Source organism: Pseudomonas sp. S1_G07 (assembly GCF_054668565.1).
This window is the reverse complement of record NZ_CP162778.1, coordinates 5351341-5372480: the sequence shown is the minus strand read 5'-3', so window position 1 is coordinate 5372480 and position 21140 is coordinate 5351341. Positions and strand designations below refer to the sequence as shown.

The window sequence follows — 21140 nt, the reverse complement described above, 5'->3', positions numbered from 1 at the left end:
TTGATGTCGCGGTTCAGCGTGGCGGCAGGGTTTTCTGGCGCAGGATGTAGATCGTCACCAGCACGGCGCTGGTCAGCATGAAGGCGCGCGCCCAGGGCAGCGGCACCAGGTAGCAGGAAAAACCGATGCTCAGCCACATTAGACCGATGGCGTAGACCTTGCCCTTGAGCGGGATGCCGTTGCCGTCCAGGTAGTCACGAATCCATGGGCCCAGGCGCGGGTGTTCCACCAGCCATTGGTAGAAGCGCGGGGAGCTTCGGGCGAAGCAGGCGGCGGCAAGCAGGAGGAAGGGGGTGGTCGGCAATACCGGGAGGAAAATGCCGATTACTCCCAGCGCCACGCTTAACCAGCCGATGGCCAGCAGCGCGTAACGCAGGAGCGCCGAGCGGTTGCCCATGGGTGCCACGGGCAAGCGACTCAGTGGTGACGTGGCTTGAGGATCGCCGGTTTTTCGTCAGGTGCGTTGCACAGCAGGTACAGCGCGGTCAGGGCTTCCGGGATCTGGACGATCATGTCGTCCATCAGGTTGGCGTCGGCGGCGATGTCGGAGAACTCGGCCTCCTCCTCGAACAGGCCCGAACCGACCATGATCGGCAGCAGCATCTCGCTGACTTCTTCCTCGGCGGATTCGAACCAGGCTGCCTCGCGCAGGAACACGCCTTCCATGAAGCCGATGCACCAGCCGCGCAGGTCGGAATCGTCTGGCTCTTCACCCAGGTCCAAGTCGCACGGCAGCTCGAATTCCTCGTCGGAGGCCAGCTGGCGAGCGATGTGAGCCTTGAGGGCGATCAGGGTGGCTTCGATTTCTTCGCGCTGGGCGGCATCGGCGTAGTGCGGCTCTTCGGCGAACAACGCGTCGATCCATTCACGGTCAGGTACGACTTCGGAGCAGATCGACAGGGCGGTCAGGTAGCCGTGAGCGGCCACGTAGTCCAGCGCCTCGTCATGCAGCTCATCGGCGTCGAGGAAGGCTTGCAGGCGGGTTAATTGCTCAGCGAAGGACATTGAAGGACTACCTTGGGAATAAACGATGCTGAATTCTAGGCGTTCTTGCGCGCCCAAGCCAGTCGGCATGCATATTTGCCAGGTTTTAGAGACGGGCAGCAATTCGTCGGTGGCGCCCTTTGCCGGATGACGCTCGGGTATACTGCCGCGTTTTGTGATGCCCGTGCAGGCCAGGCACCAGTCCGCGAAAACTTCGCTTACGGATTATTTTCCGTGAAGGCGTTTTTTTTCGGCCAGCCTGTACAAAGGGTTTCGGGACTATTTTTGGAGTTATACATGCTCGAGCAGGCTCAACGCGTCCTCAAGGACATCTTCGGCTACGACAGTTTTCGTGGCCGCCAGGGTGCGATCATTGAGCGCGTGGCCAGCGGTGGTGATGCTCTGGTCCTGATGCCTACCGGTGGCGGCAAGTCGTTGTGCTTCCAGGTCCCGGCATTGCTGCGCAACGGACTGGCCGTGGTGGTGTCGCCGTTGATCGCCTTGATGGACGATCAGGTGGCGACCTTGGAAGAACTCGGCGTTGCCGCCGCTTCCTTGAACTCCACCCTCAGCGCCGAACAGCAGCGTGACCTGGCCGCGCGGATCAAGCGTGGCGAAGTGAAGATGCTCTACCTGGCTCCCGAACGGCTGGTGCAGCCGCGCATGCTGGCGTTCCTGCAGAGCCTGGAGATTGCCCTGTTCGCCATCGATGAAGCTCACTGCGTATCGCAGTGGGGTCACGATTTTCGCCGTGAATATCTGCAGTTGGGCCAGTTGGCCGAACTGTTTCCCGACGTGCCGCGTATCGCCCTGACCGCTACCGCCGACAAACGCACCCGCGAAGAAATCGTCGAGCGCCTGCACCTGCAGAACGCCGAGCGCTTCCTGTCGAGCTTCGACCGCCCGAATATTTTCTACCGCATCGTACCCAAGGAGCAGCCGCGCAAGCAGTTGCTGGCGTTTCTCTCCGAACGGCGCAGCGATGCCGGTATCGTCTACTGCCTGTCGCGCAAGAAAGTCGATGAAGTGGCCGCGTTCCTCTGCGAGCAAGGCTACCCGGCGCTGCCCTATCACGCCGGCCTGCCCAATGAGACCCGCTCCGCGCACCAGAAGCGCTTCCTCAATGAAGAGGGGTTGATCATGGTGGCGACCATTGCTTTCGGCATGGGGATCGATAAATCCAACGTGCGCTTTGTCGCGCACATGGACTTGCCCAAGTCCCTCGAGGCCTACTACCAGGAAACCGGTCGCGCCGGCCGTGACGGCCTGCCCGCGGATGCCTGGATGGTCTACGGCCTGCAGGACGTGGTGATGCTCAAGCAGATGCTGCAGAACTCCGAAGGCGATGAGCGCCACAAGCGCCTGGAGCAACACAAGCTCGACGCCATGCTCTCGTTGTGCGAGGAGACACGCTGCCGCCGCCAGACCTTGCTGGCGTATTTCGACGAGGACATGCCCGAGCCATGTGGCCACTGTGATAACTGTGTGGACGGTGTGCAGACCTGGGACGCCACCGAGCCGGCGCGCCAGGGTTTGTCGGCGATCTATCGCACGGGCCAGCGTTATGGCGTGGGCCATCTGGTGGATGTGCTGCTGGGCAAGGACAACGAAAAGGTGCGCAGCTTCGGCCACGAAAAGCTCTCGGTCTATGGCGTTGGCAAGGCTCGCGCCGAAGGCGAGTGGCGCTCGCTGTTCCGCCAGATGGTCGCGCGCGGCCTGGTGGACATCGACATCGAGGGGTTCGGCGGACTGCGCCTGAACGACAGCTGCCGGCCATTGCTCAAGGGCGAAGTCAGCCTGGAGCTGCGCCGTGATCTCAAGCCGCAGACCACCGCCAAGAGCAGCACCAGCCAGGCCAGCCAGCTTGTACGCGGGGAGGAGCGCGAACAGTGGGAAGCCTTGCGCAGCCTGCGGCGCAAACTGGCGCAGGAACACAGCGTGCCGCCTTACGTTATTTTCCCCGACTCGACCTTGCTGGAAATGCTCCGCGAGCAGCCCACTACCCTGGCCGAAATGGCGCGGGTCAGTGGTGTGGGGGCGCGCAAGTTGGAGCGCTACGGCCAGGCGTTCCTCGAAGTGCTCGGCGGCCAGGCCGAAGCGCCGAAGGAGGTGGCCGATATTCGCCACGAACTGATCAGCCTGGCCCGCGCAGGCATGACGCCGATCCAGATCGCCGGCCAGTTGCAGTGCTCAGAGAAAAACGTCTACACCTTGCTCGCCGAAGCCATTGCCAAGCAGCAGTTGTCGCTGGAGCAGGGCCTGGATTTGCCCGAGGATTTGCTCGGCGAGATCCAGGACGCGTTCCTCGACGGCGAGGGCGAACTGCCACCTGTTGCCGAGATCGCCCCGCTGTTTACCGGACGCGTTCCTGAGGGGGTTTTGTACTGCGTGCGCGCGGCGTTGCAGTCTGAATTCGAAATTTAGTGTGTCAATTACGACAATGTAACGAATCAGCGCATAGCATCTCTTGCCTGCGGGCAAGGCTCATGCTTAGCTGACTAATAATTAGCCAAATTTTATTTTCAGTCTAAATCATGAGTTTTTTATGCCGTTAACCGATCAACACCGTTTTGGCATGCAGTTGGCGCAAATGTCCCGAGGTTGGCGGGCTGAGTTGGACCGCCGCTTGGCGGGGCTGGGGTTGTCCCAGGCACGCTGGCTGGTGCTGCTGCACCTGGCTCGCTTTGAAGAAGCCCCTACCCAGCGCGAGCTGGCGCAAAGCGTCGGTGTAGAAGGGCCGACCCTTGCCCGTTTACTCGACAGCCTCGAGAGCCAGGGCCTGGTGCAGCGCCAGGCCGTTGTGGAAGACCGACGAGCAAAGCGCATTCTGTTGTGTGACACCGCCCGCCCCTTGATCGAGCAGATCGAAACCATTGCCACCGCCTTGCGTCAAGAGCTGTTCATGGGGGTGGACGAAGCGGATATGCGGGTGTGCATGCGCGTGCATGGTCACATCCTGGCGAATCTGGAAAAGTCCTGAGTCAAACACCGATTCATGCCGCGCGGGCTTGTTGTGGCGTGCCTGCTCACCACAACAAGCCTGCTTCGACAGTCGTCCAGCCTTGTATCAGAACGTCTGTCCCAGGTTCAGGTACACCGCCTTCTGATTATCATCATTGAACCCGTAGCTGAAGTTCAGCGGCCCCAACGGTGTATCAAACCCCAGGAAAATACTTGCTGCGTTGATATAGCCGCTGTCGAATTCATTGTCGTTGTTCCACGCCCGGCCCCGTTCCAGGGACGCGCCCAGGTACAGCGGGAAATCCAAGGGCAGGTAGGATCGCGGCGTCAGGCGGCGGTAGTACACCGCGCGCATCAGGCTGACGTTCTGCCCTGAGATTGCATCCTGGCGAAAGCCCGACAGTTGTCGTGCGCCGCCGAGCAGGAAGCTGGAAATCACCACATCCGAATCATCCAGGGTGCGTCCATAACGTCCGCCCAGTACCAGGGTGTCCGGTCCGTTGCTCATGGCCTTGTCCAGTTTGAATTCCCATTGCCGGTAGCGCTGGTCGGAGCCCAGCCCCGGCTCGAATTCGCGGTAGGCCAGGCCGATGTTCTCGCCGGAGTGGGGGAAATACACGTTATCCAGGGAGTCGAAGGAGTATTTCAATTCATAAAAGCCTTCGCTGAAACTCACGCTCGGCAAGTTACGGTCACCGATGCGCACATTGGCCTTGCCCCAGGCCTCGCCGACACCGAAGCGGATCTCGCCGCTGTTGCCGATCTGGCGCCCCACGTTCAGGCCGAAACCGTAGCGTTCCAGGCGATATTCGGAGATCGGATCGTTGTCCATGATCAGCTCCACGTTCTGCGCCTGTGCGTTGATATAGGGGGCGACGAAGTAGCGCGAGCCCGTGTCCATCGGTTGGTAGAACTCACTGTACAGTTCTTGCCGATCACCGATCTGCATCCGCGTCAGCCATTCGGCACCGAGGCGGTTGATGCCGTTCATGCGGTAGCTGGCACCGAGGTTGAAGGCGCTGTCGCCACGCATATCATCCGACAGGCTCAGGCCAAGGCGCAGGTAGTCGGTGCCACTGCGCTTGCCGCGCGCGCTGATCACCAGGGTGTTGTCCTTGCCCTTTTTCACCACGCGGTATTGCACCTGCTCGAAATAGTCCAGGCCATACAAGGTGCCCATGTCGGTTTGCAAACGGCCGAGGTTCAGCGGTTCGCCCAGCGGCTGGCGGATGTAGTAGCGGATGACGTCGTCGCTGACTTTAGAGTCGTTTTCTACCGTGATTGCGGTGATCACCGGAGTGCGCTCGCCTGGGGCGCGCGCGGCCACCAGTTCGGGGTCGATCGGCTCGGCGGGGCGCAAATGTGCCAGGCGCAGGTCGAGGGCGCGGGTGGCGCGGTAGCCCGCGTCGATCATGTCTTTGGCACGACCGAAATCCGTCACGCCGTAGGCCGCCAGGGGCGGTTGGATCAGTACGTCTTTGGGGTGCAGGGCCTTGAGTTGTTCTTCGGAGTTGCGCCGGGTCATCAGGGTGATGGACTGGTTGAGCACATCCACCACCGTGGCCAGTTGCTTGCGCGAGCGAAGCGGGGTACCGATATCCACCACGATGGCGATGTCGACGCCCATTTCCCGCGCCACATCCAAAGGGATGTTATCAGTCATGCCGCCGTCAACCAGCAGGCGGCCGTCCAGCTCCACCGGAGCGAACACTGCCGGGATCGACATGCTGGCACGGATCACCTGGGGCAGGTGGCCTTTGCTGAACACCACTTTTTCGCCCGTGGTGATGTCAGTCGCCACGGCGCGGAACGGAATGGGCAGCTTGTCGAAATTACGCGTGTTACTGCTGTGGGCGAACATGCTTTCCAGCAGCAGCGCCAGGTTCTGACCCTGGATCACGCCCAGGGGCAGGCCGAGGCTGCCATCATCGCGAAAGCTCAGCTTCTGCTTGACCAGAAAGTCCCGGTCATCCTGTTTGCGTCGAAACGGCACATCCTCGCGCGGTGGCGCGTCGGACAGGGCCTGCTGCCAGTCGATACTCAGCGCGAGTTTTTCCAGTTCGTCGATCTTGTAGCCCGAGGCGTACAGCCCGCCAATCACCGCGCCCATGCTGGTGCCGGCGATAGCGTCGATAGGGATGCCCTGTTCCTCCAGCGCCTTGAGCACACCGATATGCGCCAGGCCACGGGCGGCCCCGCCGGACAGTACCAGGCCGATTTTAGGGCGCGGTGGTTCAATGGCGTCGGCAAGAAGGGGGATGAGGCACAGGAACAGGCAGGACAACAAGCGGCGCATCATGAATCTCGAGGCTGGGCGATAAAGGCCGGTATTATAGCCATCCGGTCCTCATCCCTTGTTATGCCTGGAGCCTGTCAAATGATGTCCGCGAGCAAACCCGAGATCGTCATCACCTATTGCACCCAGTGCCAGTGGCTGTTGCGCGCTGCGTGGCTGGCCCAGGAGCTGCTGAGCACCTTTGCCGATGACCTGGGCAAAGTGTCGCTGGAGCCGGCTACCGGGGGGGCGTTTCGTATCACCTGCGACGGTGCGCAGATCTGGGAGCGCAAGGCCGATGGCGGTTTTCCAGAGGCCAAGGTATTGAAGCAGCGGGTGCGTGACCGGATCGACCCGCAACGCGACCTGGGGCACAACGATCGGACGTCGTGAAGGTCACCGCCGCCGAGGGCGGTGACCCACCGATGCACGTTACTTGGTGGCCATCTTGTTTTTGATGAAGCCCACGACCCACGTCAACACCAGGCCGCCGATGCCACTGCCGACGATATTGCTGCCGACCGCCGCCACATCCAGCGTTTCGCCGCCTGAGGTGCCGGTCAATGCCGAGACAACCTGGCCCAGTATCAGGCCGCCGATACCGCCAAGCATGGTGTTGAGCCCGGTGCCCAGGCTCTGTTTGGTCATGCCGGCTAAATTGCCGCCGACGGCGCCGCTGATGATTTGAAGCAGCAAACTGATGAACACTTCCATGATGAAACCCCTGCATAGCGTTAATGGAGTGACCACTCGCTTGCAGCAACTTCAAACATCATGGCTGTCGTCGAGGAGTCAGTATCCGTTGAACGACGACAGACTGTTGCGGATGGGCAGAGTATAGATCAGGCCGTTGCTGCCGGCTGCTTGGCCTGGCTGGCGCTGCCCGTGAGCCCCGAGAGCACGATGGCGACGATGATCAATGCACCACCCAACAGCATGCGCAGTGTCGGGGTTTCGGCAAACAGCAGCCAGGCCATTGTGATGCCGTACACCGGCTCCATGGCAAACACCACCGAGGCTGTGCGCGCCTTGATCACTGCGAGGCTGGCGACAAACAAGCTGTGGGCCAGGCCGGTGCAGAACACGCCAAGCAGGCCGATCCACAACCAGTCGATTCCACGCACATCCGCCAGACCTGGCGCCGCCACCGGCAGCAGGCACGCTGCGACCACTACGTTCTGGCACAACGCCGCCTGCACGGCCGGGATGCGTCCGGAGCTGGCGCGGTTGTTCAGGGACAACAGTGAAAACAGCAGCCCCGACACGATACCCCAGAGCAGGCCGCCGGTGGCTTCGCTGGCCAGGTTGAAGTCTGGCGTGACCAACACCAGGCCGACACTCACCAGCACCACCAGCAGCACCTCGTTGGCGCGGATGCGCTCACGGAAGATCAGCCCTTCGAGAATCACGGTAAACGCCGGGAATGCGGTAAACCCCAATGTAGCCACTGCCACGCCGGCCACCTTGACCGCCATGAAGAACGTGACCCAATGTGCCGCCAGCAATACCCCGCTGGCCAGCAGGCGGCGCCAGTCGCGCCGTTCGAGTTTTTTCCAGGCGGTGTCGCTGGCAAACCGGGCAAACATCGCCAGGGCCAGCACGGCAAATACCGCACGCCCAAACACGATAATGGCCGGCGAGGCGGCCGCCAGCTTGCCGAATACACCGGTAAGGCCAAACATCAATGCGCCGATATGCAGGGCGCCGAGGGCTGAGCGGGGAGTCATTGCGATCCTTGAACCAACGAGAGTGACAGACTCGCAGTCTAGAGGGGCCAGGGGCGGGCGTCTGTCGCGAGGCTCGCGATGTTTAGCGCCAGACTCTCCCTACGCAGACCGCCGCAGTGCAACGGGAGAGGCGCCGAATGCCCGCAACATGGCAGCAGCAAACGCACTTTGCGAGGTGTAGCCGACGCGTTCGGCGATTTCACCGACGGGCAGCGGTGTTTCCCGCAACAGGGTCAGGGCCATCTGCAGGCGACGGCTGCGGATGTAGTCCATGGGCGTTTGCCCGCATTCGGCGAGAAAGCGCGCGTGCAGGCGTGCCACCGACAGGTCGGCGATACGCGCCAGGTCGGCCACCTGCAGGGGGTGAGCGACGTGGCGTTCGATATGGGCGTTGAACGCTGCATACGGCAGGCGTCGGCCCGGCTCCGGTGGGGCGGGCGAATGGTTGAGGCTGGCCAGCAACAGCACCGCGCCTTGCTGGACGATCAACGGGTCGTTCACCGGGCTGTGGGCCAGCCATTGCACCAATTGGTGTTGCCGGGCATCCAGGGTCAGGCGAGCCGGTTGGTCGAGCAGGCGGCGGGTGGCATCGGCATGTTCGCCCAAGGATTGCAGCAGCCAATGCTCGGTGGGCACGTCCAGCACCAAGCAGCGGCTGCCATCGCGGCTACCACAGGCATGGTGGGCGCAGAAGGGCAGGACCATCACGCTGCTTTCTCGCACCTGGCTGCCGAGGCCATCGACTTCCAGGTCCAGATGACCGGAAAGGCCGAACACCAACTGCGCATGCTCATGGCTGTGGGCGATGGGCGCTTCGAGGTAGTGGCGTAGCGTGAGCGTCGGTCGCATCGCGGTCTCCTGGGGTAGCAGGGCGACAGTCTACAACGCTTCGCGGCCGGCGAGCGCTGTCATCAGACTGACGCACAGTTGTCATGAGCTATTAATCGCCAGGGCGCAAGCTCGCTAAAACAGCGTCGAGGGATGCCCATGACCGGTGCCGAGTTCACCAAGCCCAGCCGTAAGCAACGCGTGCGTACCCTGTGGATTTCCGACGTGCATCTGGGCACCCGGGATTGCCAGGCCGAACACTTGTCGCAATTTCTCAAGGGCTATCACGCCGACAAGATTTACCTGGTGGGCGATATCATCGATGGTTGGAAAATGCGCGGCGGCATGTACTGGCCCCAAGCCCACACCAACGTGATCCGCCGCCTGCTGACCATGGCCAAGCGCGGCACCGAGGTGATTTATGTCACTGGTAACCATGACGAGTTCCTGCGCCGCTATTCCAAGCTGATCCTGGGCAATATCCAACTGGTGGACGAGGCGGTGCATGTCACCGCCGACGGTCGCCACCTGCTGGTGATCCATGGTGACCAGTTCGATGTGATCACCCGCTATCATCGCTGGCTGGCGTTTCTCGGCGACTCGGCCTATGAGTTCACCCTGACGTTGAACCGCTGGTTGAACCACTGGCGCGCGCGGTATGGCTATGGCTATTGGTCGTTGTCGGCGTATTTAAAGCACAAGGTCAAAACCGCCGTGAGTTTCATCAGCGATTTCGAAGAAGCCATCGCCCATGAAGTGACCCGGCGCCAATTGCATGGCGTGGTGTGCGGGCATATCCACCATGCGGAGATCCGCAAAGTGGGCGAGGTGGATTACCTCAACTGCGGGGACTGGGTGGAGTCATGCACGGCGTTGATCGAGCATTGGGATGGGCAGATCGAGTTGTATCGCTTGGCGGATGCGCAGGCGAAAGAGGCACAGCTTAAGGCCGAGATGGTCACCAGCTGACGTTCGATTCGGTCAATACTGTGGGAGCAGGCAAGCCCCACAGTTTGATCCGGTCTTGTCAGTGGCTAACGTCCGCGATCGCTTCAGCCAGTTGCGCCAACCGCGACGCATCAGCCCCGGCCACGTTGGCCCGCCCCGAACTGACCATGTACACGCCGTGCTTCTCGCGCAGTTGCTTGACCTGCCCGGCACTCAAGCCGGTGTAGGAAAACATCCCACGCTGCGCCCCGATATGAGCAAACCGCTCGGCCAGGCCGTGAGGCGCCAGCGCCTCCACCAGCCCGGAACGCAACTGCGCGATCCGTGAGCGCATGGCTTCCACTTCGCCGCTCCACAGTGCTTTGAGCTCGACATCACCGAGAATGGTCGCCACCACGGCGGCCCCATGATCCGGCGGTGTCGACCACAGGTTACGCGCGATATTCGCCAGTTGGCTGCGCACATCCGTGAGTTTCTCGGCATCTGCCGCACAGACGATCAGCGCGCCGACCCGGTCGCGGTACAGGCCGAAGTTCTTCGAGCAGGAACTGGTGACCAGCACTTCCGGCAGTTCGGCGGCAAACAGCCGCACCGCCCAGGCGTCCTGCTCCAGACCGTCGCCAAAGCCTTGGTAGGCAAAGTCGATCAGCGGCAACAACTGGCGCTCGCGCACGATCCGCAGCACCTGGCGCCAGTCATCCTGGGACAGGTCGAAACCGGTTGGGTTATGACAGCAGGCGTGCAGCAACACCACATCACCTTGGGGCACTGTGGACAGGGTCGCCAGCATCGCCGCCACATCCAGGCGGTTGTCGCTGCCCACGTACGGGTAGTGACTGACCTTGAGCCCAGCCTTGGCGAAAATGGTTTCGTGGATCGGCCAGGTCGGGTTGCTCAGCCACACGCCACGGCCGGGCAGGCTGTGGGCGATGAAGTCGGCGCTCAGGCGCAGGGCGCCGGTTCCACCAGGGGTCTGGGTGGCGCCAGCACGGCGTTCGCGCAATAGGGCGGAGTCGGTGCCGAGCACCAGTTCGCTGATGAGGGTGCCGAAGGCGACGTCGCCGTGGCCACCGATGTAGGTCTTGGTGGCCTGGGTATCCACCAGGCGTTGTTCGGCGAGCTTTACCGAATGGGGAATCGGCGTCAGGCCCTGGTCATCCTTGTAAACGCCCACGCCCAGGTCGAACTTGTTCGGATTGGTGTCCTGGGCATACAGGTCCATCAGCCCGAGGATCGGGTCGCCGGGCACGCGTTCAATGGCATCGAAATGCATTACTTGCGGCCCTCGGCAGCCTGGGCCACTTCATCGGTGCGTGCGGCCATGATGAAGTCGTTGCGATGCAGGCCCTTGATCGAGTGGCTCCACCAGGTCACGGTGACTTTGCCCCATTCGGTGAGCAGGCCTGGGTGATGGCCCTCGGCTTCGGAGATGACACCCACGGCGTTGGTAAACGCCAGGGCGAATTTGAAGTTCTTGAACAGGAAAACCTTTTCCAACTGCATCACGCCATCGCGCACTTCGATGTTCCAGTCGGGGATCTGCTTGAGCAGTACCGGCAACTCTTCATCGCTGACTTGTGGGGCGTCGGCGCGGCAGGCTTCGCAGTGGGCTTGGTTCAAGGTGGTCATGTGGGGTGTCCTGAATTCGAGTGTTTGAAAAACGGTCGTCAGTGGGCGTTACCCTAAAGCAACGCGGGGCCAGGGAACAGACTCACCTGGCCTTAAAGGGCGCGGTTCACGCCACCTTCGGTTTGGGCGGGACTGCCTTTGGGGTGAAGAGCGGCGCATGCAAACCCAGCTGCATGCCGCGCTCGACCATGCCCATAATGTCCTCCTGCGCCACGTCGAACAGGCGCTTGAGCTCGGGCAGCACGAAGTAGAGCGGTTGCAGGATGTCGATGCGATAGGGTGTGCGCATGGCTTCCAGCGGGTCGAAGGCCTGGTGTTCAGGTATGCCCGAGAGGCTGTACACGGTTTCTTTGGGCGACGACAGAATCCCTCCCCCGTAGATGCGACGCCCCTCGGGTGTATCCACCAGGCCGAACTCGATGGTCATCCAATACAGGCGCGCCAGGTACACCCGCTGCTCCTTGGTGGCCGCCAGGCCGAGCTTGCCGTAGGTGTGGGTAAATTCGGCGAACCAGGGGTTGGTCAGCAGCGGGCAGTGGCCAAAGATCTCGTGGAAAATATCCGGCTCTTGCAGGTAGTCCAGTTCTTCACGGGTACGAATAAAAGTCGCCACCGGAAACTGCTTGCTGGCGAGCAATTCGAAGAAGGTCTGGAAGGGGATCAACGCCGGTACGCGGGCGACTTGCCAGCCGGTGGTCGCGGCCAGCACCTGGTTGATTTCGCCCAGTTGCGGGATACGATCCAGCGGTAGGCCAAGCTTGTCGATGCCGTCCAGGTATTCCTGGCAGGCGCGACCCTCGATCACTTTCAGTTGACGGGTGATCAGGGTATTCCACACCGCGTGTTCTTCCGGCGGGTAGTGGATAAAACCTTGCGCATCGGGCTCGCGGGCCACGTAGTGCGTCTGCTTCATACGGCTCTCCTGCTAGGCATTCGTTCTTGTTATGTCCTGCGATGAACGTATTGATACCCCGTACGAGGCAGGATGCCATCTACCGAAAAGACGTTTGGGTAGGAAAAGTTACCGGTTTTCGTAAAGTATTCGTTACGGCTGCGTGGCCTGTGGGCGTATCGGGCTGGGAAAAGCCGGCAAGCTGTCACATAATCTTGACGACTATCTGCGCCCAGCGACAAAAAGACGCGGCGCCTATCCACTTTTCGGGCCTTTTCATGCGTATCAAAGTGCATTGCCAGAACCGCATCGGCATTCTGCGGGACATTCTCAACCTGCTGGTCGAGTACGGCGTCAACGTCGCCAAGGGTGAGGTGGGCGGCGAGCATGGCAATGCGATTTACCTGTTTTGCCCGAATCTGGTGAACATGCAGTTTCAGGCACTGCGCCCGCAGTTCGAGGCGATCGCCGGCGTTTTCGGCGTAAAAGGGTAGGGCTGATGCCCAGTGAGCGCCGGCATATGGAGCTCAACGCCTTGCTTGGTGCCTTGGAGTTTCCGGTGCTGTCCATCGACATGGGCGGCTCTATCGTTGCGGCCAACCGGGCGGCCGCGCAGTTGCTCGGCGTGCGGGTGGACGAAGTGCCGGGCATCCCGCTGTCGCGCTATGCCGAGGATTTCGACCTGCCGGAATTGGTACGCGCGAGCAAGTCGCGGATCAATGGTCTGCGGGTCAAGGTCAAGGGTGACGTGTTCCTGGCGGATATCGCGCCCCTGCAATCCAGCGAACATGATGACAGTGAAGCCATGGCCGGTGCCGTGCTGACCCTGCACCGTGCCGACCGTGTGGGGGAACGCATCTACAACGTACGCAAGCAGGAGCTGCGCGGCTTCGACAGTATCTTCCAGAGTTCAAGGGTCATGGCCGCAGTGGTGCGTGAAGCCCGGCGCATGGCCCCGCTGGATGCGCCGCTATTAATAGAAGGCGAAACCGGCACCGGCAAAGAGTTGCTGGCCCGTGCCTGCCACCTGGCCAGCCCCCGTGGGCAATCGCCGCTGATGGCGCTTAACTGCGCCGGCCTGCCCGAGTCGATGGCCGAGACCGAGCTGTTTGGTTATGGCCCCGGTGCATTCGAAGGCGCAAGGGCCGAAGGCAAGCTGGGGCTGTTGGAACTGACGGCGGGCGGTACGTTGTTTCTTGACGGCGTGGGGGAAATGAGCGCGCGCCTGCAGGTGAAACTGCTGCGCTTTCTGCAGGACGGTTGCTTTCGTCGTGTGGGCAGTGATGAAGAGGTGTACCTGGACGTGCGGGTGATCTGCGCCACCCAGGTGGACTTGTCCGAACTTTGCGCGCGCGGCGAATTCCGCCAGGACCTCTATCACCGTCTCAATGTGCTGTCCCTGCATATCCCCCCGTTGCGCGAATGCCTCGACGGGCTGGCGCCGTTGGTGGAGCACTTCCTCGACCAGGCCAGCCGGCAGATCGGCTGCCCGCTGCCCAAGCTGGCGCCGGCGGCCATGGAGCGGCTCAGCCACTACCATTGGCCGGGCAATGTGCGGCAGCTGGAAAACGTGCTGTTCCAGGCGGTATCGCTGTGCGAGGGCGGTACGGTCAAGGCCGAGCATATTCGCCTGCCGGATTATGGCGTGCGTCAGCCCCTTGGCGATTTTTCCTTGGAGGGTGGGCTGGACGAGATCGTAGGACGCTTCGAAAAGGCGGTTCTGGAGAGCCTGTATGCCGAGCACCCCAGCAGTCGGCAGTTGGGTAAACGACTGGGGGTGTCGCACACCACCATTGCCAACAAACTGCGCGATTACGAAATCCTCAAGAATGACAAATAACCTGGCGGCCTGAGCGCGGTTAAAACTGTGGGAGCGGGCTTGCTCCCACATTTGATCTTCGTCGTTTTCAAGGCGGGGGCTTGCCGCAGGCGGCAGTAGTCCGCCGTTTTTTCGACTCTCACCGGCGCGCGAAAACTTGACCTGCGCCCGCAAACCCCCGGCCAGCCTGGACTTAACCCTCTTTTAAAAAGTTGGTTCGCAAATTGCTTAAGCCTCATCAGTACAGCGGTAGGCGGCAAGCCTGCGTCAGAAAGAGGAATGAGTGTGGACAAGTACCTTTATGTGGCAATGACCGGCGCCAGCCAGAACGCACTGGCGCAGAAGGCCCATGCCAACAACTTGGCGAACATTTCCACCAATGGCTTTCAACGCGACCTGGAGCAGGCGCGTTCGATGCCGGTATTTGGTGACAGCTTTCCGGCGCGGGCCTTTGCCATGACCGAGCGACCAGCCACCGACTTCTCCCCTGGCGCGATGATCGAGACCGGTCGTGACCTGGACGTGGCCGTCAACGGCGACGGCTGGATGGCCGTGCAGACCCCGGATGGCGGCGAAGCCTACGTGCGCAGCGCCAGCATGAACGTCGATGCATTGGGCGTGCTGCGCGCCGGCAATGGCATGCCGATCATGGGCAACGGTGGCCCGATTGCCGTGCCGCCCCAGCAGAAAATCGAAGTCGGCGCAGACGGCACCATCAGCATCCGCGCCATGGGCGAAGGCCCGCGGGTGATGGCGGAAGTGGACCGCATCAAGCTGGTCCAGCCCGATTTCAAGAACATGACTAAAGGCCTGGACGGCACCATCCACACCAAGGATGGCAAGCCAGCCCAGGCCGATGCGAAGGTCACGCTGACCTCGGGCTTTCTGCAGGCGAGCAACGTCAATGCCGTGGAAGAAATGACCGCGGTGCTGGCGCTTTCCAAGCAGTTCGAGCTGCACATCAAGATGATGAACAGCGCCAAGGAAGATGACCAGGCCATGACTCGCGTCATGGCCATGAGCTGATTGCGGTTTCACTGACTACTAATTTTGCGGCGCGGCGCCAACAAACAGGCGCACGAAGGAGAACAGCATGCTTCCGGCTCTATGGGTTGCCAAAACAGGTCTGTCCGCCCAGGACACCAACCTGACCACCATTTCCAACAACTTGGCCAACGTCTCGACCACGGGCTTCAAACGTGATCGTGCCGAGTTCCAGGACCTGCTCTATCAGATCAAGCGCCAGCCAGGCGCCCAGTCGACCCAGGACAGCGAATTGCCGTCGGGCCTGCAACTGGGTACCGGTGTGAAGATCGTCGGCACCCAGAAGAACTTCAACGCCGGTAACCTGCAGCAAACCGGCCAGCCGTTGGACATGGCCATCAACGGCAAGGGTTTCTTCCAGATCCTGCAACCGGATGGGACCACGTCCTACACCCGTGACGGTACGTTCCACCTGGATGCCAACGGCCAGATCGTGACGGCCAACGGCTTCGCCCTGGAACCGGCGATCGTCGTGCCCAACAACGCCCAGACCTTTACCGTCGGCAACGACGGCACCGTGTCCATCACCGTGGCCGGCAACCCGGCGTCGCAAGTGATCGGCAACCTGCAAACCGCCGACTTCATCAACCCGGCCGGCCTGCAGGCGGTGGGTAACAACCTGTTCCTGGAAACCGCTTCCAGCGGCGCGCCGCAAATCGGCACCCCTGGCCTGAACGGTTTCGGCACCACGCTGCAAAGCACCCTGGAAACTTCCAACGTCAGCACCGTTGAAGAGATGGTCAACATGATCACCACACAACGTGCCTACGAGATGAACTCCAAGGTGATCTCCACCGCCGACCAGATGCTTTCGTTCGTAACGCAGAATCTGTAATCAAGTCTATGGGGCGCCTTGCACGGCGCCTGCAACACCGTGAGGTAAGGGTCATGAATCGCTATGTTTCCGTTCTGGCATTGAGTGGGATTGCCGTGCTCGCGGGCTGTGTCGCCCCGACGCCAAAACCCAATGACCCGTACTACGCGCCGGTGTTGCCGCGCACCCCATTGCCGGCGGCGGCCAATAATGGCTCGATCTACCAGGCCGGTTTCGAACAGAACCTGTACAGCGACCGCAAGGCCTTCCGGGTCGGTGACATCATTACCATCACCCTGAACGAGCGCACCCAGGCCAGCAAGAACGCCAACTCGCAGGTGGGCAAAACCAGCAAGGCGGGCATTGGCCTGACCTCGTTGTTCGGTGCCGTGCCCAACGTCAACAACCCGCTGGGCGACGGAGACCTGAGCCTGAGCGCCGGCTACAGCGGCGACCGCGCCACCAATGGCAAGAGTGCGGCAGGGCAGGGTAACAGCCTGACCGGTTCGATCACCGTGACCGTGGCCGATGTATTGCCCAACGGCATCATCGCGGTACGCGGCGAGAAGTGGATGACGCTCAATACCGGCGACGAACTGGTGCGCATTGCCGGCATGGTTCGTGCGGACGACATTGCCACCGACAACACCGTGCCTTCCACGCGGATCGCCGATGCACGCATTACGTATTCCGGTACCGGCGCTTTCGCCGATGCGAGTCAGCCGGGCTGGTTCGACCGTTTCTTCCTTAGCCCGCTGTTCCCTTTCTAGGTGGCCACTTTGAAATTCAAACAGCTGATGGCGGCGGCGCTCTTGCTTTCCTTAAGCGCTGTCGCCCAGGCCGAACGTCTGAAAGATATCGCCAGTATCTCCGGCGTGCGTTCCAACCAGTTGATCGGCTACGGCCTGGTGGTGGGGCTCAACGGTACGGGTGACCAGACCACCCAGACCCCGTTCACGCTGCAGACCTTCAACAACATGCTCTCGCAGTTCGGTATCAAGGTGCCGGCGGGTTCGGGCAACGTGCAGCTCAAAAACGTCGCGGCGGTGTCGATCAGTGCCGACTTGCCGGCGTTTTCCAAGCCGGGGCAGGTGGTAGATATCACTGTGTCGTCCATTGGTAACTCGAAAAGCCTGCGCGGCGGCACCTTGCTGATGACCCCGCTCAAGGGTATCGACGGCAACGTCTACGCCATCGCCCAGGGCAACCTGGTGGTGGGCGGATTTGACGCCGAAGGTCGTGATGGTTCGAAGATCACCGTCAACGTGCCGTCGGCCGGTCGTATCCCCGGTGGCGCCACGGTTGAACGCACCGTGCCAAGTGGTTTCAACCAGGGCAACAGCCTGACCTTGAACCTCAACCGTTCGGACTTCACCACCGCCAAGCGCGTGGTCGACAAGATCAACGACATGCTCGGCCCTGGCGTGGCCCAGGCCATCGATGGCGGCTCGGTACGGGTGACCGCACCGCTGGACCCAAGCCAGCGCGTGGATTATTTGTCGATCCTGGAAAACCTTGAAGTCGACCCCGGCCAGGCCGTGGCCAAGGTCATTATCAATTCGCGCACCGGCACTATTGTGATCGGCCAGAACGTCAAGGTATCGCCGGCTGCGGTGACCCACGGCAGCCTGACCGTGACCATCACCGAAGACCCGATCGTCAGCCAGCCTGGGCCGTTGTCCAACGGTCAGACGGCGGTTGTGCCGCGCTCGCGTGTCAACGCCCAGCAGGAAGCCAAGCCGATGTTCAAGTTCGGCCCCGGCACCACGTTGGATGAGATCGTGCGTGCGGTGAACCAGGTGGGCGCGGCGCCAGGCGACTTGATGGCGATCCTTGAAGCATTGAAGCAGGCCGGCGCGTTGCAAGCCGACCTGATTGTGATCTGAGGCCATGGCCATGGATATGCGCAAGAGCGGCATCAGCAGCACGGCGGATTCGGGTTCGTATTCCGACCTCAATCGCTTGAATCAGCTGAAAGTCGGCGACAAGAACAGCGAAGGCAACATGCGCAAGGTGGCGCAGGAGTTCGAGTCGCTGTTCTTGAGCGAGATGCTCAAGTCGATGCGTTCGGCCACCGAAGCCCTGGGCAAAGACAACCCGATGAACACCCCGGCGGCCAAGCAGTATCAGGAAATGTACGACCAGCAACTGGCGGTGTCGATGTCTCGTGAGGGCGGCGGTATCGGCCTGGCCGACGTGCTGATGCGCCAGATGCAAAAGAACAAACCGGTGGACGCCCAGGCAGCCACCCTGCAGGGCCCGGCGACAACCGAGGCGGTCAAAAAAGTGGATGTGCCGACGCAAATTGCCGCCGGTACCCAGGCCGAGGGCCTGCTGGGGCGCTCCAATGGCCAGCGCCCGCTGTGGGCCTACCGCGTGGCGGAGCCCCAGGCGGGCGGCGCGGCAGCCCACGGCAATGACATGGCGCTGATGAACCAGCGCCGTATCGCCTTGCCGAGCAAACTGACCGATCGCCTGCTCGCGGGCATTGTGCCCAGCACCCAGGCCACGACCGAGGCCAAGGCCGCGCCGCTGCGTAATAGCGTGGCCGATGACAACGTGATTAAAGGCGCGGTGCGCAATGTGGCCGTGCCCAGCGACCGGATGCAGATCTATAGCCGCGCCGTGGCCCAGCCACCGTTGGCGCCGGCGAAGAAAGCCTTCAGCTCCCAGGATGAATTTGTCGCCACCATGTTGCCGATGGCCAAGGCCGCCGCCGCGCGCATCGGTGTCGATCCGAAGTACCTGGTGGCCCAGGCCGCGCTGGAAACCGGTTGGGGTAAATCGGTGATGCGCGCTGAAGACGGCAGCAGCAGCCACAACCTGTTCGGCATCAAGGCCGGCCAGAGCTGGCAGGGCGGCCAGGCACGCGCGATTACCAGCGAATTTCGCGATGGCGCGATGGTCAAGGAAACCGCGCAATTCCGTTCCTACGATTCCTACCAGGACAGCTTCCACGACTTGGTGACCTTGCTGCAAAGCAACGATCGCTATAAAGAAGTTATTAAGTCGGCCGACAACCCGGAACAGTTTGTACGCGAGTTGCAAAAGGCCGGTTATGCGACCGATCCGGCCTACGCCAGCAAGATTTCGCAGATCGCAAAAAACATGAACAGTTACCAGAACTACGCTGCCGCGGGCGCGACCACTCTTTTATAAGGTCTGAACCATGAGTTTGCTCAATATCGGGATGTCGGGGCTTAACGCCGCTCAAGGATCGTTGTCGGTCTTGAGTAACAACATCGCCAACGCCAATACCGCAGGCTATTCGCGTCAGCAGACCACTCAAAGCGCGAATGCCGTGAACCAGTTCGGCGGCGTTTATATCGGCAGCGGCACGACCCTGGCCGACGTGCGCCGGGTGTACAACGAATTCCTCGACACGGCTTACCAGAACAGCACCTCGCTCAATGCCGACGCCAAGGCTTACCTGGATCAGGTCGGTGCGGTGGACAAGACCCTGTCGGACAAGACCACGGGCATGTCGGCGGTGCTCAGTTCGTTTTTTGCGGCGGTGCAGACGGCTTCGGGTAACCCCAGCGACGTGACGGCCCGTCAGGTCCTGATTACCAACGCGCAAACCCTGAGCAACCGCTTCAACGCGATCTCCAGCCAGTTGAGCCAGCAGAAGGAAACCATCAACGGTCAATTGGTCTCGATGAGTGACCAGGTCAATCAGTTGACCGCGTCGATTGCTTCTCTCAACAAACAGATCAACCAGGTGCAGGGTGCGTCCAACACCACTCCGGCCAACCTGCTCGACTCGCGCGCCGAAGCCGTGCGTTCGCTCAATGAGCTGATCGGCGTGACCGCCATCGAAAAAAACGGTGTATTCAGTGTCAGCACCGGCAGCGGTCAATCCCTCGTGCTGGGTGATCAGTTCAGCACCATTTCCGCCGTGCCGAGCAGAGGCGACACCAGCCAGTACACCATCGAACTCAATGCGCCCGGCGGCACCAAGCTCGACCTGGGCAACGTGATCAGCGGGGGCAGTATCGGCGGCCTGTTGCGTTATCGCAGCGACGCGCTGATCCCGGCGATCAATGACCTGGGCCGCATCGCGGTGGTGGCGGCCGATGCGGTCAACAGCCAACTGGGCCAGGGCCTGGACCTCAATGGCGAGTTCGGCGCTTCGTTGTTCACCGACATCAACAGTGCGACGGCCGTGGCCCTGCGCAGCCAGGCCGCGCAAGGCAACCAGGGCACCGGCAGCCTGGGCGTGACCATCAAAGACACCAGCAAACTGACCAACTTCGATTACAAGGTCACCTTCAGTGACTCCGCCGACCCCAACAAAGTGACGGTGTTGCGCTCCGACGGCAAAGCCATGGGCAGTTTCGATATTTCGGCGACGCCGCCCTCGGTGATCGATGGCTTTACCCTGGCGCTCACCGGCGGCCCGATGCAGGCCGGTGACAGCTTCAAGGTCAGCCCGACCGCCAACGGCGCCAAGGAAATCGGTACCGTGCTTACCGACGCGACCAAGCTCGCCTTTGCCGCGCCGTTGCTGGGCGAAGGCAGCAAGACCAACCAGGGCACTGGCAACTTCACGCAGCCGACGCTCACCGTTCCCCTGAATATCCAGGGTGGCGCCGCCACCGCGCAATTGCGTACTGGCATTGAGCACTCGATGCCGGTGAAGATGGTCTTCGGCAAACCGGCGGCGGATGGCACGCAGCCGTACACGCTCAACGACGCCCAGGGTAACCCGATCGGCAGCGGCAGCATCGTTCCAGGCCAGGGCAACAAAATTACGGTCAATGTGCCGATGCGTGATGCCAACGGTGCCTTGGTGGTGCCGGCCGCCAGTTTCGGTTTCGACACCACGGTGGGCGGTTCGCCGGCCGACGGTGACAGCACCTCTTTCTCGTTCAATGCCGCGGGCAAGTCCGACAACCGCAATGCCCTGCAGTTGTCGAACCTGCAGACCAAGGCGATCGTGGGCACTGCAGCCGATGGCAGCGGCGGTATCAGCCTGGTGGGCGCCAACAGCAAGTTGGTATCCACTGTCGGCGCCAAGGCCGCTGCGGCCGGCACCGACACCACGGCCACCGGTGCACTGTTGACCGCCAACAAGAACGCGCGCAATTCCGTATCCCAGGTCAACCTGGACGAAGAGGCGGGTGACATGATCAAGTTCCAGCAGTACTACACGGCATCGTCGCAGATCATCAAGGCTGCGCAAGAAACCTTCAGCACATTGATCAATAGTCTTTAAG

General features: G+C 61.5%; 19 protein-coding genes and 1 pseudogene. 11 read left to right on the top strand and 9 right to left on the bottom strand.

Annotation, left to right across the window (positions count from 1 at the left end; translation table 11 throughout):
* Positions 1-13: 13 nt before the first annotated feature.
* The gene (locus AB4O05_RS24415) at positions 14-397 is read right to left on the bottom strand and encodes a YbaN family protein (RefSeq protein WP_460137494.1); all 384 of its coding nucleotides are present in this window, start codon (positions 395-397) and stop codon (positions 14-16) included.
* Between the two features lie 20 nt (positions 398-417).
* The gene (locus AB4O05_RS24410; protein ID WP_460134874.1) at positions 418-1005 is read right to left on the bottom strand and encodes a UPF0149 family protein; all 588 of its coding nucleotides are present in this window, start codon (positions 1003-1005) and stop codon (positions 418-420) included.
* A gap of 276 nt (positions 1006-1281) precedes the next feature.
* Here AB4O05_RS24410 and recQ point away from each other — a divergent pair, with 276 nt between their 5' ends.
* Positions 1282-3408 carry a DNA helicase RecQ gene (recQ, locus tag AB4O05_RS24405; RefSeq protein WP_460134875.1) on the top strand — a complete coding sequence of 709 codons (2127 nt, stop codon included), beginning with the start codon at positions 1282-1284 and terminating at the stop codon, positions 3406-3408.
* A gap of 121 nt (positions 3409-3529) precedes the next feature.
* Positions 3530-3964: a MarR family transcriptional regulator gene (locus AB4O05_RS24400; RefSeq protein ID WP_460134876.1), complete on the top strand. Its 435-nt coding sequence runs from the start codon at positions 3530-3532 to the stop codon at positions 3962-3964.
* A gap of 87 nt (positions 3965-4051) precedes the next feature.
* Here the strand turns inward: AB4O05_RS24400 and AB4O05_RS24395 are convergent, their stop codons facing one another.
* A complete protein-coding gene (locus tag AB4O05_RS24395) occupies positions 4052-6241 on the bottom strand; it encodes a patatin-like phospholipase family protein (RefSeq protein WP_460137495.1) in 2190 nt (729 codons plus the stop codon).
* Between the two features lie 84 nt (positions 6242-6325).
* On the opposite strand from AB4O05_RS24395, the gene AB4O05_RS24390 reads away from it, so the two are divergent.
* Entirely contained in the window at positions 6326-6613 is a 288-nt protein-coding gene (locus AB4O05_RS24390) for an Rdx family protein (RefSeq protein ID WP_460137496.1), read from the top strand.
* Positions 6614-6652: 39 nt separating this feature from the next.
* On the opposite strand, the gene AB4O05_RS24385 is transcribed toward AB4O05_RS24390, so the two are convergent.
* The 3 genes from AB4O05_RS24385 to AB4O05_RS24375 all read right to left on the bottom strand — a co-directional run bounded on the left by AB4O05_RS24385 (position 6653) and on the right by AB4O05_RS24375 (position 8796).
* Positions 6653-6934: a hypothetical protein gene (locus tag AB4O05_RS24385; RefSeq protein ID WP_460134877.1), complete on the bottom strand. Its 282-nt coding sequence runs from the start codon at positions 6932-6934 to the stop codon at positions 6653-6655.
* Positions 6935-7062: 128 nt separating this feature from the next.
* Positions 7063-7947 (bottom strand): DMT family transporter, encoded by an 885-nt coding sequence (locus AB4O05_RS24380; protein ID WP_460134878.1) that lies wholly within the window; start codon positions 7945-7947, stop codon positions 7063-7065.
* A 99-nt stretch (positions 7948-8046) separates the two neighbouring features.
* Positions 8047-8796 carry a helix-turn-helix transcriptional regulator gene (locus tag AB4O05_RS24375; protein ID WP_460134879.1) on the bottom strand — a complete coding sequence of 250 codons (750 nt, stop codon included), beginning with the start codon at positions 8794-8796 and terminating at the stop codon, positions 8047-8049.
* Between the two features lie 138 nt (positions 8797-8934).
* On the opposite strand from AB4O05_RS24375, the gene AB4O05_RS24370 reads away from it, so the two are divergent.
* Entirely contained in the window at positions 8935-9744 is an 810-nt protein-coding gene (locus tag AB4O05_RS24370) for a UDP-2,3-diacylglucosamine diphosphatase (protein ID WP_460134880.1), read from the top strand.
* 58 nt (positions 9745-9802) lie between these two features.
* On the opposite strand, the gene AB4O05_RS24365 is transcribed toward AB4O05_RS24370, so the two are convergent.
* The 3 genes from AB4O05_RS24365 to phhA form a co-directional block, all read right to left on the bottom strand.
* Positions 9803-10996, bottom strand: coding sequence for an amino acid aminotransferase (locus AB4O05_RS24365; RefSeq protein WP_460134882.1), 1194 nt, complete (start codon positions 10994-10996; stop codon positions 9803-9805).
* A complete protein-coding gene (locus AB4O05_RS24360; protein WP_460134883.1) occupies positions 10996-11352 on the bottom strand; it encodes a 4a-hydroxytetrahydrobiopterin dehydratase in 357 nt (118 codons plus the stop codon). The genes AB4O05_RS24365 and AB4O05_RS24360 overlap by 1 nt, the downstream gene beginning before the upstream one ends.
* A 106-nt stretch (positions 11353-11458) precedes the next feature.
* Positions 11459-12265, bottom strand: coding sequence for a phenylalanine 4-monooxygenase (gene phhA / locus AB4O05_RS24355; protein ID WP_460134884.1), 807 nt, complete (start codon positions 12263-12265; stop codon positions 11459-11461).
* A 257-nt stretch (positions 12266-12522) separates the two neighbouring features.
* On the opposite strand from phhA, the pseudogene AB4O05_RS24350 reads away from it, so the two are divergent.
* The 7 genes and pseudogenes from AB4O05_RS24350 (at position 12523) to flgK (ending at position 21139) form a co-directional block, all read left to right on the top strand.
* Positions 12523-14084, top strand: a pseudogene (locus tag AB4O05_RS24350) (sigma-54-dependent transcriptional regulator).
* A 264-nt stretch (positions 14085-14348) separates the two neighbouring features.
* Positions 14349-15089, top strand: coding sequence for a flagellar basal body rod protein FlgF (locus tag AB4O05_RS24345; protein WP_460134886.1), 741 nt, complete (start codon positions 14349-14351; stop codon positions 15087-15089).
* A 67-nt stretch (positions 15090-15156) separates the two neighbouring features.
* The gene (gene flgG / locus AB4O05_RS24340) at positions 15157-15942 is read left to right on the top strand and encodes a flagellar basal-body rod protein FlgG (protein ID WP_460134887.1); all 786 of its coding nucleotides are present in this window, start codon (positions 15157-15159) and stop codon (positions 15940-15942) included.
* Between the two features lie 53 nt (positions 15943-15995).
* Positions 15996-16691 (top strand): flagellar basal body L-ring protein FlgH, encoded by a 696-nt coding sequence (flgH, locus tag AB4O05_RS24335; protein WP_460134888.1) that lies wholly within the window; start codon positions 15996-15998, stop codon positions 16689-16691.
* Between the two features lie 27 nt (positions 16692-16718).
* Positions 16719-17807 (top strand): flagellar basal body P-ring protein FlgI, encoded by a 1089-nt coding sequence (locus AB4O05_RS24330; protein WP_460137497.1) that lies wholly within the window; start codon positions 16719-16721, stop codon positions 17805-17807.
* A gap of 4 nt (positions 17808-17811) precedes the next feature.
* A complete protein-coding gene (flgJ, locus tag AB4O05_RS24325; protein WP_460134889.1) occupies positions 17812-19080 on the top strand; it encodes a flagellar assembly peptidoglycan hydrolase FlgJ in 1269 nt (422 codons plus the stop codon).
* 10 nt (positions 19081-19090) lie between these two features.
* Positions 19091-21139 (top strand): flagellar hook-associated protein FlgK, encoded by a 2049-nt coding sequence (gene flgK / locus AB4O05_RS24320; protein ID WP_460134891.1) that lies wholly within the window; start codon positions 19091-19093, stop codon positions 21137-21139.
* Position 21140: the final 1 nt, after the last annotated feature.

Coding starts and splice junctions, on each gene's coding strand:
- AB4O05_RS24365 (WP_460134882.1), bottom strand. CDS start 10,996: ATGCATTTCGATGCCATTGAACGCGTGCCCGGCGACCCGATCCTCGGG.
- AB4O05_RS24415 (WP_460137494.1), bottom strand. CDS start 397: ATGGGCAACCGCTCGGCGCTCCTGCGTTACGCGCTGCTGGCCATCGGC.
- AB4O05_RS24395 (WP_460137495.1), bottom strand. CDS start 6,241: ATGCGCCGCTTGTTGTCCTGCCTGTTCCTGTGCCTCATCCCCCTTCTT.
- flgG (WP_460134887.1), top strand. CDS start 15,157: ATGCTTCCGGCTCTATGGGTTGCCAAAACAGGTCTGTCCGCCCAGGAC.
- recQ (WP_460134875.1), top strand. CDS start 1,282: ATGCTCGAGCAGGCTCAACGCGTCCTCAAGGACATCTTCGGCTACGAC.
- AB4O05_RS24380 (WP_460134878.1), bottom strand. CDS start 7,947: ATGACTCCCCGCTCAGCCCTCGGCGCCCTGCATATCGGCGCATTGATG.
- AB4O05_RS24360 (WP_460134883.1), bottom strand. CDS start 11,352: ATGACCACCTTGAACCAAGCCCACTGCGAAGCCTGCCGCGCCGACGCC.
- phhA (WP_460134884.1), bottom strand. CDS start 12,265: ATGAAGCAGACGCACTACGTGGCCCGCGAGCCCGATGCGCAAGGTTTT.
- flgK (WP_460134891.1), top strand. CDS start 19,091: ATGAGTTTGCTCAATATCGGGATGTCGGGGCTTAACGCCGCTCAAGGA.
- AB4O05_RS24385 (WP_460134877.1), bottom strand. CDS start 6,934: ATGGAAGTGTTCATCAGTTTGCTGCTTCAAATCATCAGCGGCGCCGTC.
- AB4O05_RS24370 (WP_460134880.1), top strand. CDS start 8,935: ATGACCGGTGCCGAGTTCACCAAGCCCAGCCGTAAGCAACGCGTGCGT.
- AB4O05_RS24375 (WP_460134879.1), bottom strand. CDS start 8,796: ATGCGACCGACGCTCACGCTACGCCACTACCTCGAAGCGCCCATCGCC.
- flgJ (WP_460134889.1), top strand. CDS start 17,812: ATGGCCATGGATATGCGCAAGAGCGGCATCAGCAGCACGGCGGATTCG.
- AB4O05_RS24400 (WP_460134876.1), top strand. CDS start 3,530: ATGCCGTTAACCGATCAACACCGTTTTGGCATGCAGTTGGCGCAAATG.
- AB4O05_RS24330 (WP_460137497.1), top strand. CDS start 16,719: ATGGCGGCGGCGCTCTTGCTTTCCTTAAGCGCTGTCGCCCAGGCCGAA.
- AB4O05_RS24410 (WP_460134874.1), bottom strand. CDS start 1,005: ATGTCCTTCGCTGAGCAATTAACCCGCCTGCAAGCCTTCCTCGACGCC.
- flgH (WP_460134888.1), top strand. CDS start 15,996: ATGAATCGCTATGTTTCCGTTCTGGCATTGAGTGGGATTGCCGTGCTC.
- AB4O05_RS24390 (WP_460137496.1), top strand. CDS start 6,326: ATGTCCGCGAGCAAACCCGAGATCGTCATCACCTATTGCACCCAGTGC.